The organism is Pseudomonas aestuarii, from assembly GCF_027988105.1.
Taxonomy (GTDB): Bacteria; Pseudomonadota; Gammaproteobacteria; order Pseudomonadales; family Pseudomonadaceae; genus Aquipseudomonas; species Aquipseudomonas aestuarii.
In genome coordinates this window covers 746,509-759,992 of record NZ_JAQJZJ010000001.1, presented here as the reverse complement: position 1 = coordinate 759,992, position 13,484 = coordinate 746,509, and the positions used below count along the sequence as shown (strand labels likewise).

Annotated in this window: 13 protein-coding genes and 1 pseudogene; 4 read left to right on the top strand and 10 right to left on the bottom strand. The window is 62.6% G+C overall.

Annotated elements, in window-relative coordinates; translation table 11 throughout:
* Window positions 1-9 precede the first annotated feature (9 nt).
* From PH586_RS03490 to PH586_RS03475, 4 genes are all read right to left on the bottom strand, one after another.
* The gene (locus tag PH586_RS03490; RefSeq protein ID WP_271346360.1) at window positions 10-1,119 is read right to left on the bottom strand and encodes an NADH:flavin oxidoreductase; all 1,110 of its coding nucleotides are present in this window, start codon (window positions 1,117-1,119) and stop codon (window positions 10-12) included.
* A gap of 56 nt (window positions 1,120-1,175) precedes the next feature.
* On the bottom strand, window positions 1,176-1,769 hold the full coding sequence (locus PH586_RS03485; RefSeq protein WP_271346359.1) for a TetR/AcrR family transcriptional regulator: 594 nt from the start codon (window positions 1,767-1,769) through the stop codon (window positions 1,176-1,178).
* Window positions 1,770-2,066: 297 nt separating this feature from the next.
* Entirely contained in the window at window positions 2,067-2,549 is a 483-nt protein-coding gene (locus tag PH586_RS03480; protein ID WP_271346358.1) for a glutathione peroxidase, read from the bottom strand.
* 152 nt (window positions 2,550-2,701) lie between these two features.
* On the bottom strand, window positions 2,702-3,187 hold the full coding sequence (locus PH586_RS03475; RefSeq protein ID WP_271346357.1) for an FKBP-type peptidyl-prolyl cis-trans isomerase: 486 nt from the start codon (window positions 3,185-3,187) through the stop codon (window positions 2,702-2,704).
* Here PH586_RS03475 and PH586_RS03470 point away from each other — a divergent pair.
* From PH586_RS03470 to PH586_RS03455, 4 genes and pseudogenes are all read left to right on the top strand, one after another.
* Window positions 3,186-3,473 (top strand): annotated as a pseudogene (locus tag PH586_RS03470) (DUF3565 domain-containing protein); the annotation flags it as partial. The gene PH586_RS03475 and the pseudogene PH586_RS03470 sit on opposite strands and share 2 nt — an antisense overlap.
* Before the next feature lie 222 nt (window positions 3,474-3,695).
* A complete protein-coding gene (locus tag PH586_RS03465; protein WP_271346356.1) occupies window positions 3,696-4,883 on the top strand; it encodes an acetate kinase in 1,188 nt (395 codons plus the stop codon).
* A 149-nt stretch (window positions 4,884-5,032) separates the two neighbouring features.
* Window positions 5,033-7,126 carry a phosphate acetyltransferase gene (gene pta / locus PH586_RS03460; RefSeq protein ID WP_271346355.1) on the top strand — a complete coding sequence of 698 codons (2,094 nt, stop codon included), beginning with the start codon at window positions 5,033-5,035 and terminating at the stop codon, window positions 7,124-7,126.
* A gap of 432 nt (window positions 7,127-7,558) precedes the next feature.
* On the top strand, window positions 7,559-8,473 hold the full coding sequence (locus tag PH586_RS03455) for an acyltransferase (RefSeq protein WP_271346354.1): 915 nt from the start codon (window positions 7,559-7,561) through the stop codon (window positions 8,471-8,473).
* Window positions 8,474-8,574: 101 nt separating this feature from the next.
* On the opposite strand, the gene PH586_RS03450 is transcribed toward PH586_RS03455, so the two are convergent.
* The 6 genes from PH586_RS03450 to PH586_RS03425 form a co-directional block, all read right to left on the bottom strand.
* Window positions 8,575-9,234: an OmpA family protein gene (locus PH586_RS03450; RefSeq protein ID WP_271346353.1), complete on the bottom strand. Its 660-nt coding sequence runs from the start codon at window positions 9,232-9,234 to the stop codon at window positions 8,575-8,577.
* Window positions 9,235-9,345: 111 nt separating this feature from the next.
* Complete coding sequence (locus PH586_RS03445; protein ID WP_271346352.1) at window positions 9,346-9,993, bottom strand: MBL fold metallo-hydrolase; 648 nt, start codon at window positions 9,991-9,993, stop codon at window positions 9,346-9,348.
* 181 nt (window positions 9,994-10,174) lie between these two features.
* Window positions 10,175-10,495 carry a hypothetical protein gene (locus tag PH586_RS03440; protein WP_271346351.1) on the bottom strand — a complete coding sequence of 107 codons (321 nt, stop codon included), beginning with the start codon at window positions 10,493-10,495 and terminating at the stop codon, window positions 10,175-10,177.
* 144 nt (window positions 10,496-10,639) lie between these two features.
* Entirely contained in the window at window positions 10,640-11,386 is a 747-nt protein-coding gene (locus PH586_RS03435) for a TIGR00266 family protein (protein ID WP_271346350.1), read from the bottom strand.
* Between the two features lie 199 nt (window positions 11,387-11,585).
* Complete coding sequence (locus PH586_RS03430) at window positions 11,586-12,881, bottom strand: flavohemoglobin expression-modulating QEGLA motif protein (protein WP_271346349.1); 1,296 nt, start codon at window positions 12,879-12,881, stop codon at window positions 11,586-11,588.
* 29 nt (window positions 12,882-12,910) lie between these two features.
* Complete coding sequence (locus PH586_RS03425) at window positions 12,911-13,462, bottom strand: hypothetical protein (RefSeq protein WP_271346348.1); 552 nt, start codon at window positions 13,460-13,462, stop codon at window positions 12,911-12,913.
* Between the last annotated feature and the right edge of the window lie 22 nt (window positions 13,463-13,484).

The following is a 13,484-nucleotide window of genomic DNA, read 5'->3' as shown; positions in this document are numbered from 1 at the left end:
AAACAAGAGTCAGACCAGGCTCATCAGCGCCTCGCGGCTGAACGGCAGGATGTCGCCTTCACGGCCTTCGCGCACCTTCAGTGCCCAATCCGGGTCGACCAGCAGGGCGCGGCCCACCGCAACCAGATCGAACTCCTGGTTGTTCAGGCGCTCCAGCAGGTTTTCCAGGCTGGCCGGCTCGGCGACCTTGTCGGTATTGACCATGAACTGCAGGAACTCGCCGTCCAGGCCGACGCTGCCGACGGTGATGGTCGGCTTGCCAGTGAGCTTGCGCGTCCAGCCGGCCAGGTTGAGGTCCGAGCCTTCGAATTCCGGCTCCCAGAAACGCCGGGTCGAGCAATGGAAGATGTCCACACCGGCATCGCTGAGCGGCTTGAGGAAGGCTTCCAGGGCCTCCGGGGTTTCCACCAGACGCGCGCTGTAATCCTGCTGCTTCCACTGCGAGAAGCGGAAAATGATCGGGAACTCCGGGCCGACCGCGGCGCGTACCGCCTGGATCAGCTCGATGGCGAAACGCGAGCGCTGGGCCAGGTCGCCGCCGTATTCGTCGCTACGCTGGTTGCTGCCGGCCCAGAAGAACTGGTCGACCAGGTAACCGTGCGCGCCGTGGATTTCCACCCCGTCCATGCCGATGCGCTGGGCATCCTTGGCGGCCTGGGCGAAGGCGGCAATGACTTCCTGGATGTCGTCCTGGGTCATGCCATGGACCACGACATTGCCTTCCTTGATCTTCTCGCTCGGGCCGTAACCCGGCACGCTGGCATCCGGCTCGGTGCCGAGCTTGCGCACATTACCCACGTGCCACAGCTGCGGGACGATCTTTCCGCCTTCGGCGTGCACCGCCTCGACCACCTTCTGCCAACCGGCCAGGGCGTCTTCGCCGTAGAAGCGCGGCACATTCGGGTAGCCGTTGGCGGCCTTGTGGCCGACGGTGGTGCCTTCGGTGACGATCAGGCCGACACCACCGGCGGCGCGGCGACGGTAGTACTCGATGACCTTGCTGTTGGGCACGCCGCCCGGCGAGAAGGAACGGGTCATAGGCGCCATCACCACACGGGTCGGCAGCTCCAGCGCGCCCAGGCTGAAGGGTTGAAACAAGGCTTTTACCGGATCGGTCATCGTCGTTCCTCTGCCGGCCAGGTGACCGGTCGTCTACTTGATGGAGTTTTAAAAAATCAGGCCTGCAACAACCGCTGCAAGCGCTGCATGAAGTCTTCGAGGGCACAGGTGTTGTTCGCCACTTTCAAGCGCGTCAGGGCGCCCTGCCAGGCGCTGGTGATAAAGCTCGCCAGGCTTCGGCAATCCTCATTGGCGGCCAACTCGCCGGCATCCTGCGCCTGCTGCAGGCAGGCCTGCAGGATGTCCGCCGAACGCTGCAAAATGGCGTCGATCTCGCTACCCAGGGTGGGCGACAGCTCGGCCATCTCAAAACTCAGGCTGCCGATAAAGCAGTGGTATTCGAGCTTTTCCTGCTGGGCAAAGTGTTCCACCAACTCCGCGTAGTAACCGAGGATGCGCGCCCGCGGGCTCAACGCCGGGTTCGCCAGGGCCTGGCCATAACGCTGCAAACGCGGGCCATACACCTGCTGCAAGGCCTGCAGGGCGAACTCTTCCTTGCTGGCGAAGTAGTGGTAGAAAGAGCCCTTGGGCACGCCGGCGGCCTGCACGATCTCCTGCACGCCAGCACCGTGATAACCGCGACGGGTCATCACCTCGGCGCCTTTGGCGAGGATCAGGTCACGTTTGTCGAGTCGTTGGTTTGCATTCATGCCGGCAAGGATATGACCGGTCGTCTCGCCTCGCCCAGCACTATTGATCGGCGTGATAGGCGCTAACAACGGCGGGAGAAGGGACAGCCTCTAGCATGACGCGATCCGTAGGCAGTACTCGCCGCAGGCAGTGCACCCTGCTGACGTGGCGTGACACAAATGCTGGCGGGTTGTCGCTGCGCTGCGAAGCCGCCCTACCCGCAGGCAGTGCAGCATCGATCAATCCGCCAGGCTATCGCTGCGCTGCGAACGGATCGCCGTATGCAGTGCACCTTGCCGCGAACGCCTGGAGGTCTTTCAGCTCAGGGCTTTTTCGATGGCCTGGATCAAGGCGGGATCCTCCGGCACAGTGCGTGGCGAGAAGCGCGCCAGCACCCGGCCGTCCTGACCGACCAGGAACTTCTCGAAATTCCAGGTAATGTCACCGGGAAACTCCGCGCCCTCGCCCGCCAGCAGGCGGTACAGCGGATGACGCTCATGCCCATTGACGTCGATCTTGCTGCCCAAGGGGAAGGTCACCCCATAGTTCAGGCTGCAAAACTCGCGGATGGCCTCTTCACTATCAGGCTCTTGTTCGGCGAACTGGTTGCACGGCAGGCCGAGCACGGTAAAGCCCTGCGCGCGGTACTGCTGATGGAGTTTTTCCAGCCCGGCATACTGCGGAGTCAGGCCGCACTTGGAGGCAACGTTGACCACCAGCACAACCTGCCCCTTGAAGGGTGCCAGCGGCAGTTCCTGACCATCCAGAGCACGCAGATTAAGGTCGTGAAAGGCACTCATTACTAGCTCCTTGGGAACGCTTCAAATTACCGGCAAAGGACAAAAAAGGCGCCTCTATGAAGGCGCCTTTCTCGTTTAACCCAGCTTAGCAGTCGGCGGCACAGTTGCTACGACCATAAGTCGTATTGCGCCCTCGACATTGCGCCAGTGGATCAGTGCTGATGACCACCTTCGCCATGCACGTGGCCATGCGCAACTTCTTCTTCACTGGCGTCACGCACTTCGATCACTTTGACCTTGAAGTTCAGGCGCTGACCGGCCAGCGGGTGGTTGCCGTCGACGATCACGTCGTCGCCGTCCAGTTCACGAATGGTGACGATCTGCATGCTGCCGTCCGGGCCGGAGGCGTGGAACTGCATGCCGACTTCCAGTTCGTCGACGCCTTCGAACATGCTGCGATTGAGGGTCGCGACCAGCTCGGCGCTGTACTCGCCATAGGCTTCTTCCGGCTCGACGGAGACTTCCAGCTCGTCACCGGCCTGCTTGCCGAGCAGGGCTTTTTCCAGACCGCGGATGATGTTGCCGGCGCCTTGCAGGTAAACCAGCGGCGCGCCGCCAGCGGAGCTATCGATCACCTCACCGGCATCGTTGGTAAGGGTATAGTCGATAGATACAGCCTTATTGGAGGCGATCAGCATGGGGGGAGACCTTCTGCATAGAAATAAAGAACGGACAAGTTTAACCAAGGGCGCGCGCGAAAGCGAACCCAGCCCTGACGGACGGCCAGACGCAGCCCGGGTGCGATTGATTGACTTTGGTCAGGACGCCGACGGTCATTGGCTGGCAATCTTGTCCTGTGGTCATACTCAGCACCTGCGCCATCAGCCGCCGTGGCAAAATAGCGCCTGGGTGCTCGACGCCAAACAACGCACTAGCCGCTTGGATCAGCCCTTCGCCTGCGGCTGGTGCATGGCAGCTGTCGAGTCCGGCGCAGCCAACCCTGGCAGCCTGCCGGACCTGACACTTCCCCACTGCGGGACAGGCGGAACTGATCATTTTTCGCACTGCTTTTCATCGAATAGAGCGAGCATTCGCCAGGCGGCCTGCCGCCTCGATACAGCGCAAAAACGGCTGCCATCCGGACTTTCCCTCGCAGCGAAAGGACAGGTCCAACAGGCTGCTAGCGACACAGACAAGGAACGGTAAATGCCGGCACGCAATATTCTGGTAATCAACTGCGGCAGTTCGTCGATCAAGTTCGCCCTGGTCAATGAAGCCCACTCGCAATTCACCCTCAGCGGCCTGGCCGAACGCCTCGGCAGCCACGACGCGGTGCTGCACTGGCAGCGTGGCGGCGAGAAGGACAGCCTGATGATCCCCAATGGCGATCATCGCGCCGCCCTCGCCCAGCTATTGCCACTGGTGCAGAATGCCGCCGGCGGCAAGCTGCACGGTATCGGCCATCGCGTGGTGCATGGCGGCGAGCATTTCACCGCGGCCAGCCGCCTGGATGACGCCACCTTGCGCGCCATTCACGCCACTGCGCCGCTGGCGCCGCTGCACAATCCGGCCAACCTGCAGGGCATCGAGGCGGCGATCAAGCTGTTCCCCACCCTGACCCAGGTGGCGGTATTCGACACCGCCTTCCACCAGACCCTGCCCGAACATGCCTTTCGTTATGCCCTGCCGGACAAGCTCTACCGTGAGCACGGCGTGCGTCGTTACGGCTTCCACGGCACCAGCCACCGTTACGTCAGCCATCGCGCGGCCGAGCTGGCCGGCCTGGCAGCCGGCGACAGCAGTTGGCTGGTGGCCCACTTGGGCAACGGCTGCTCGACCTGCGCCATCGTCAACGGCCAGAGCCGTGACACCAGCATGGGCCTGACCCCGCTGGAAGGCCTGGTGATGGGCACCCGCAGCGGCGATGTCGACCCCAACCTGCACAGCCACCTGGCGCGCACCCTGGGCTGGAGCCTGGAGCGCATCGAGCAGTTGCTGAACAAGGAAAGCGGCCTGCTCGGCCTTTCCGGGCTGTCCAACGACATGCGCAGCCTTGAGCGAGCCCGCGAACAGGGCCATGCCGGCGCCACCCTGGCCATCGAGGTGTTCTGCTACCGCCTGGCCAAATCGCTCGCCGCCATGAGCTGCGCCCTGCCGCAGCTGGACGGACTGATTTTCACCGGCGGCATCGGCGAAAACTCGCCCTTGGTCCGCAGCAAGACCGTGGCCCACCTCAAACTGTTCAACCTGGCCCTGGACCAAGAGGCCAATGCCCGCACCATCCGCGGCGTTGCTGGCGCGATCCAGGCCTATGGCCACCCGCGGGTGCTGGTGGTACCGACCAACGAAGAACGCCAGATCGCCCTCGACACCCTGGCCCTGCTCGATAACTGAATGCTGATGACCATGCAGGCTGGATTGCAGAGCGCAGCGCCGAAGCCCGGCCTGCGCGCCCAGCAAACCCAGCCCGACCACGACCGACAGCGCCTGCGGCCCAGCGCCTACCTATCTGTAAGCGCTCGCCCGACACGATTGGAGACTCAATGCACACCTTCTTTATCTCGCCCACCGGCTTTGGCGTCGGCCTCACCTCCATCAGCCTCGGCCTGGTTGGCGGCCTGGAGCGCGCCGGCCTCAAGGTCGGCTTCTTCAAGCCCATCGCCCAGCCCCATCAGGGCGATGCCGGCCCGGAGCGTTCCAGCGAACTGATCGCCCGCACCCACGGCCTGCATTCGCCCAAGCCGCTGGCCCTGGCGCATGTCGAGCGCATGCTCGGCGACGGCCAACTGGATGAACTGCTCGAAGAAATCATCAGCCTGTATCACCAGGCCGCCGCCGGCAAAGATGTGATCATCGTCGAAGGCATGGTGCCGACCCGTCAGGCCAGCTATGCGGCGCGGATCAACTTCCATCTGGCCAAGAGCCTGGATGCCGAGGTGATCCTGGTCTCGGCTCCGGAACAGGAAAGCCTGAGTGAACTGTGCGATCGGTTAGAAATCCATGCGCAGCTGTTTGGCGGTCCGCGCGACCCGAAAGTGCTCGGCGTCATCATCAACAAGGTGCGCAGCGAAGATGGCGTCGTCGCCTTCTGCGAGCGCCTGAAGGAACACTCGCCGCTGCTCAAGAACGAAGACTTCCGCCTGCTTGGCTGCATTCCCTGGCAGGACGAGCTGAACGCCCCGCGCACCCGCGACATCGCCGACCTGCTCGGCGCCCGCGTGCTCAACGCTGGCGACTACGAACAACGGCGCATGCTCAGGATCATGCTCTGCGCCCGTGCCGTGGCCAACACCGTACAACTGCTCAAGCCCGGCACCCTGGTGGTGACCCCTGGCGATCGCGACGACATCATCCTCGCCGCGAGCCTGGCGGCAATGAACGGCATGCCGCTGGCCGGCTTGCTGTTGTGCAGCGACTTCGTGCCCGACCCACGCATCATGGAACTGTGCCGTGGCGCGCTGCAAAGCGGCCTGCCGGTGATGACGGTGCGCACCGGTTCCTATGACACCGCCACTGACCTCAACCGGTTGAACAAGGAAATCCCGGTGGACGACAAGGAACGCGCGCAGAAGGTCGCCGACTTCGTCGCCAGTCATGTCGACCACGACTGGCTGCGCACCCGCTGCGGCACCCCGAGGGAGCTGCGCCTGTCGCCCTCGGCGTTCCGCTATCAACTGGTCCAGCGCGCCAAGGCCGCGGACAAGCGCATCGTCCTGCCAGAAGGCAGCGAGCCACGCACCATCCAGGCGGCCGCCATCTGCCACGCGCGCGGCATCGCCCGCTGCGTGCTGCTGGCCAAACCGGAAGACGTGCACGCCGCGGCCCAGGCCCAAGGCATCGAACTGCCGCCGGGGCTGGAAATCCTCGACCCGGACCTGATCCGCGAGCGCTATGCCGAGCCCATGATCGAACTGCGCAAGGGCAAGGGCCTGAATGCGCCCATGGCCTTGGCCCAGCTGGAAGACAACGTGGTGCTCGGCACCATGATGCTGGCCCTGGACGAGGTCGACGGCCTGGTCTCGGGCGCCATCCACACCACGGCCAACACCATTCGCCCGGCCTTGCAGCTGATCAAGACTGCGCCGGGCTACAACCTGGTGTCCTCGGTGTTCTTCATGCTGCTGCCGGACCAGGTGCTGGTCTACGGCGATTGCGCGGTCAACCCGGACCCGACTGCGACTGAGCTGGCCGAGATCGCCGTGCAAAGCGCAGCCTCGGCCATGGCCTTCGGCATCGAGCCGCGGGTGGCCATGCTCAGTTACTCCACCGGCGACTCGGGCACCGGCGAAGAAGTCGAGAAGGTTCGCGAGGCCACGCGCCTGGCCAGGCTGATCAACCCGCAGCTGCTGCTCGACGGCCCCCTGCAGTACGACGCCGCCGCGATCGAGAGCGTTGGCCGGCAGAAGGCACCGAACAGCCCGGTGGCCGGTCGCGCCACGGTCTTCGTGTTCCCCGACCTGAATACCGGCAATACCACCTACAAGGCGGTACAGCGCAGCGCCGACTGCATCAGCGTCGGCCCCATGCTGCAAGGGCTGCGCAAGCCGGTCAACGACCTGTCGCGCGGCGCGCTGGTCGACGACATCGTCTACACCATCGCCCTGACCGCCATCCAGGCCGCCAACCTGCCGCAGTAGCCGCCATAGCCCTGCGGCCATATGCAAGGGCCGCGGTATCCTCGGTGGATGGCGCATGCGCCATCCACCCCGGTGTCACGACAACCTTGGTATGTCGATTAACTGCGGCCTTACCATGTACCGCGATTTCTCCAGGCTGGGCTCGGCCCATGCTGCCGATAGCGCTGAACCGGCAAGATCCGACAGTTCCTGCTCGATACGACACCAGCCATATTTCGTGGTCGCCGAATGACGCCAAGGCTTATTCGGGCTACTGGGTGGATTTTGGATAATCCGCACTAGCGACAGCCCCGCAACATGACCTGACGGTCAGCTCCAGCACTTGCAGTCCAGTGCCCAGACGCTACCCTGTGCGCCAACTGAGCCGTGGTGGAGAACCACGGGCTCTCAACGATCCGGGGCCGAGCCCCCTTTGCGGAGGCATCTGCCCCCATGCTGCATTGTCTGCCTGCCGCCCTGCGCGGCCTGATTGGCGCAAGCCTGCTGGCCCTGAATACCCTGTTCTGGTGCTGGCCGCTGTTTTTCCTCGCGCTGCTCAAACTGCTGTTGCCGATCCCGGCGCTACAACGCAGGTTGCGCGACCTCATGCATGTGATCGCCGAGTCGTGGATTGCCACCAATAAATGCTGGATGGACCTGCTTTCGCAGACCCGCTGGCACATCAAGGGGATCGAGCGCTTCGACAAACAGCATAGCTACCTGGTGACGAGCAACCACCAGAGCTGGGTCGACATATTGGTCCTGCAATACCAGCTCAACCGACGCATGCCGCTGCTCAAGTTCTTCCTCAAGCAGGAACTGATCTGGGTGCCGGTCATCGGCCTGTGCTGGTGGGCGTTGGAGTTTCCCTTCATGAAGCGCTTCAGCAAGGAATACCTGATCAGGCATCCGGAGAAACGCGGCGAGGACCTGGCGACCACCCGCAAGGCCTGCGCGCGCTACAAGAGCAATCCGGTATCGGTCTTCAACTTCCTCGAGGGCACGCGCTTCAGCCCGGCCAAGCAAGCCGCGCAGGGCTCAGCATTCCAGTACCTGCTCAAACCCAAGGCCGGCGGTATCGCTTTCGTGCTGGACGCCATGGGCGAACAACTGCACAGCCTCGTCAACGTCACCATTCATTATCCCCAGGGTAATCCAGGCTTCTGGCAACTCCTCAGCGGCGAGATCAGCGACGTGGTGGTGAGCTTCCATGAATTGCCGATCCCGCCAGAGTTCATCGGCCGGAACTACGACCAGGACCAGGCCTATCGCCTCAGCTTCCAGCAGTGGGTCAACCAGCTGTGGCGAGACAAGGACGCCGAGCTGGCGCAATTGCACCAGCAATATGGGCCGCAACCAGGTGACTGAGAGCAGGTAACCCTTGAGACGGCGCTCGAAATGCTGACAACCGCCGCACAACAAAAAAGGCCTCCCGATGCGGGAGGCCTTTTGGGTGTCGCTGTGACGCGTTACTGCAGGGGACGCAGGTTGATCTCGACCCGACGGTTCTGCGCGCGGCCGGCTTCACTGGCGTTGCTGGCAATAGGCTGGCTCGGCCCGGCACCGTAGGCTGAAATGCGTGCCGGCGAAATACCGTTGCTCGTCAGGTAGGAGGCGACACTTTGCGCGCGGCGATTCGACAGGTTCTGATTCAGTTCCAGTGAACCGGTGCTGTCGGTGTGGCCGACGATATCGATGCCGTTCTTGTCGAACTCGTTGAAGACCTTGACCAGCGAATTGAGGGTCGGGTAGAAACCGCTGGAAAGATCCGACGAGTTGCTGGCGAAGGTGATATTGCCCGGCATGATCAACTTCAGATCATCGCCATTGCGCTGCACCTGTACACCAGTGCCTTGCAGGGTCTCGCGCAACTTGGCTTCTTGCGTATCGGCGTAGTAACCATAGCCACCACCTGCGGCGCCGCCCACTGCCGCACCGATCAGCGCACCTTTGGCCCGGTCTTTCTTGCTCGACGTAGCCGCCCCAATCACCGCACCGGTTACAGCACCGATACCGCCGTAGATCCCGGCTTTACCGGCTTCACGTTCGCCGGTGTAGGGGTTGGTGGTGCAGCCAGCCAAGAGGGTCATGCCAACTGCTGCGAATGCCAGATTGCGCCATGTAGTCATCGTTATTCCTTTATTTTTCGTGTTGTGACAGATCTTCATCGGCTTTTTGAGCCCGGATCTGACGTTAAGTTCCTCACCAGCTTAGCAAGATCCGCCACGAAAAATTGCCAATCATGCCCGCACGAATGGGTTCTCGCGCATTTCATCACCCAACCGGGTCTGCGCCCCATGCCCGGTAATCACGGTGGCGTCTTCGTCCAGGCTGTACAGGCGCTGCTTGATCGAACGCTCGATGGTCGGGTAATCACCGCCCCACAGATCGGTACGGCCGATACCACGCTTGAACAGGGTGTCGCCGGCGATCAGCAACTTGTCCTGAGGGAACCAGAAGCTCATCGAGCCCGGCGTGTGCCCCGGCGTGTGCAGCGCCACCCCGCAGCCGCAGTCCAGCGCCTGATCGTCGACCAGCCACTGATCGGGCGCGGGGACCGGCACATAGGGCACGCCGAACATGCGGCATTGCATTTCCAGGCCATCCCAGAGGAACTGATCGTCCTTGTGCAGGTGCAGGGTCGCGCCGGTCTTCTCCTTCATCTGCCCGGAGGCGAGGAAGTGATCCAGATGGGCGTGGGTGTGGATGATGCTGACCACCTTGAGGCCATGGGCCTCGAGACGCGCCATGATCAGCTCGGGATTGCCACCCGGATCGACCACGATCGCCTTCCTGGTCACGGGATCGCCGATTATCGTGCAGTTGCACTGCAAAGGCCCGACGGGGAAGGTTTCGTGGATTAGCGCGGTCGGCGCGGTAGTGCTCATCGTTTGTTCCTCGGTGCGGTAATCACTGGGTAGCTTACCCATGCGCGACGGAAATTGAACGGATCACTGACGCCCTGCAGGCAGACCACCTGCATGGGCCCTGGCGGGGCAGTTGCGCATAAAGCTGGGGATGGGCATCAGGGCTGACAGTGTATTGCAGGGCCTCGAGGCCGGCACAGGCTCACTGCGCGACTGGAGCCTCTTCGGCCACGCAGCGCACGGCCCGCTTGCGCTGATCGACCAGCACGCCACTGAGGCCTTTCTGTTCCAGGTCGAACAGCACCAAAACGCCATCTACGCACTGCGCCACCTGGCTGGCCGGTTTGAGCGAGACCTTGTAGTCCTCGCCGGGAACGGTCTTGAGCATGGTGTAGTCGGAGAGCAGCAAGGCATCCTCCGGCTGGGCGAAATGCAGGTAGCCGTAATAACCGAGGGCCGCCACTGTGGCGCAGATGCTGCCAATGCCGGTGAGGATCAGGGGGATGGGGTTCAATTCACTCATTACAGACTCTCGACGTGGAACGTTGCAGAAAAATAATCGCCTGGCGAACCAACTGGCCGGCCGACAGGCGAGCGATGCAGTGACACTGACAGTAGCGACAGGCGGCGCAGCTTGATACAAACGCAAGCCGTTGCAAAGTGGCGATCATTTACCACCGGCGCGTACTTCCTCACGAGCTTTGAAAGTCGCCTCGTAGATGCGTTCGGCCAGGCGCGAGAACGGTAGGCTCTGCACCCAGACCGTGCCGGTGCCTTTCAGAGTCGCCAGGACGATGCCCTCGCCGCCGAACAGCATGCTTTTCAGCCCGCCGGCCAGGGCGATGTCGTAATCGATGCCGCTGGTAAAGGCCACCAGGCAGCCGGTGTCGAGACGCAGGGTCTGGTTGTTCAGCTCCTTGCGGATCACCGTGCCACCGGCATGCACGAAGGCCAGACCATCGCCCTCGAGCTTTTGCAGGATAAAGCCCTCGCCGCCGAAGAAGCCGGCGCCCAGGCGCTTGTTGAAACTGATGCCGACCGCGGTGCCGTAGGCGGCGCAGAGAAAGGCGTCTTTCTGGCAGATCAGGCTGCCGCCGTGCTCGGCCAGCTGGATCGGCACCACGGTGCCCGGATAAGGCGCGGCAAAGGCGACCCGCGCCGGGGTCTTGCCGGCATTGGAAAAGTGCGTCATGAACAGCGACTCGCCGGTGAGCATGCGCTTGCCGGCGCTCCACAGTTTGCCCAGCACCCCGCTCGCGGCACCATCGCCCATGCGCGTTTCGAAGCGCACGCCGTCGGTCATGTAGTTCATCACCCCGGCTTCGGCGATCACCGTCTCACCGGGGTCGAGGATGATTTCCACGCTCTGCGCCGAGGCGCCGAGGATTTCGTAGTCGAGTTGGTGGCTGGGCATGCAAAGGCTCCTGGCAGTTCGCTTAGGCGCTGCCCTGGGTGTTCATCGGGCTACCCTATCGCATGACATGAAAGTGTCGCGAGCGAAGAGCAGGCAAGGCAAGGCGAAGATGAGGCCGGAAAGCGGAATTTACAGCTGTAAATGAGCATTTCCGCCCGCATCTTCAACGCAGCATGATGCGCGAAGCCCGCAGCAGCTTTCAGAGGATGTTGGCGTAGTCGGCTTCGATGCGGTCGAGACTCAGGTGATTGAGGAAGTTGGAGAAACACATCCAGGCCGACAGGGCGTTGAGGTCCTGGAATTGCGGCGGCAGGTATTTCGGCGGAACCACCAGGCCCTCGTCGACCAGCTGACGCAGGGTGCGCATGTCTTCCAGGGTGGTCTTGCCGCAAAACAGCAGCGGTATCTGCTCCAGCTTGCCCTTGCGCACGGCCAACTGGATGTAGTTGTAGACCATGATAAAGCCCCTCAGATAGGACAGGTCCTTGGTGAACGGCAGCCCGTTCGGGGTCGAGCCACGGAACACCCGGCTGGCATTGCTGTAGCTGACCTCCATGTCGAAACCCTGCTCGCGATAAAACTCGAAGACCTGCAGGAAATCCGCCCCTTCCTCGGCCATGTGGATGGTGCGCGTGCGATTGGTCAGCTTGCGCAGACGGGTCGGATAGGAGGCGAAGGTGATCACCTCCATCAGGATCGCCAGCCCCTCCTGGGTCACGGTGGACGACGGCGGCCCCTTGGCCAGGAAGGTGCAGACCGGCTGATTCAGGCCATTGAGGGTGGTGCCGACATGCACCAGTCCCTCGTGTACTTCCAGGGCCCGGACGTCGCGCTCGTTGAACAGCGCATCGGCGCGGACCTTGATGTAGTCGGCGCCGGCCGCCGCGTCGGCGAGGATACCGTCGGACTCGAACACCCGGATGGTGTCCTCCGCCTCGCCGAACACCTTGTTCAGACGATGTTGCAGCAGGTCGACCGCCTGCTTGGCATTGAGGTTTTTCGGCTCGTCCTCCAGATCGCCGCGCCTGTCGATATTGTTCAGGTAGTCGGAAAACATCAGCCCCAGGTCGGCCAGGGTCGGGTCGCCGGCATGGAAGGCATCGGAGGCGGCGCCGTACAGGTCCTGCGAGATCAGGCCGAAATCCTCGGTACCGCGCGCCTCGAGCATGCGGATGACCATGCGGTATTCGCGGCACATGCGCCGCATGATCTGGCCCACCGGGTTGAACTGACCGAGCTGACGGGTGATATCACGCTCGATGGCCTGGAATTCCTGCTTCTTCGCGGTGGCATCGAAGCCCAAGGGGCGGTTGGCGTAATAGGCTCGATCGACCGCCGGCAACTTCTTGCCTTTGTGCTTGAGAAAGCCTTCACGGATGCCGTCATCCCATTTCACCGCATCCAGCACGCGGATTGGCGTCTGCGCTTCGACGATGCGGTCGGACAAAGCCCGAACAATCAGCTGATAGTCGTCCAACCCGGTGAGACTGTTCATCGCTCCCTCATTAATTGCTCATTGACTGACTATGGACCGACGCGCTGATAGCGCGCGGCCTCGATAAATACATCCGAATTGGCCTGGTCGTCGAGATAGGCGAATAGGGTATCCAGTGGGCTGCTAATCAGCACACCCTCGCCCTGCTGGGTATCGACTGTCTTGCCTTGCAAGGTGCCCGCCTCGAGTTCCTGCAGGATGCGATCGACATCCAGGGTGTAGACCAACAGTTCACTGTCGACGGTCAGTTCGAAGCCGGCGATGGCGAAGTTGCCGCCCAGGCTCTGCGGCAGCCCCGCCGACAGGTACCAGCGCCGCCCATGACGGGCCACGGTGAAGCCGTACTTTACCTCACTGTCGAGGTTGTCCGGGCTGCCCTTGTAGGTTCTGGCCTCGTAGAGGTTGGAGCCGGCACGGGTAATGTCCAGATAGTACCGCTCGCCCCACTCGTCCTTGCGTGACCATTCGCCGAGCAAGGGAATAGGCGCCGCTTCGTTGGCTGGAATCGGGTCGTTGAGGGTCACCAGACAGCCACTCAACAGCAGCAAGGACAAGGCCACCGCTACGCGCCAGGCATTCATTTCGCTCTCCTTGTGAAACAGT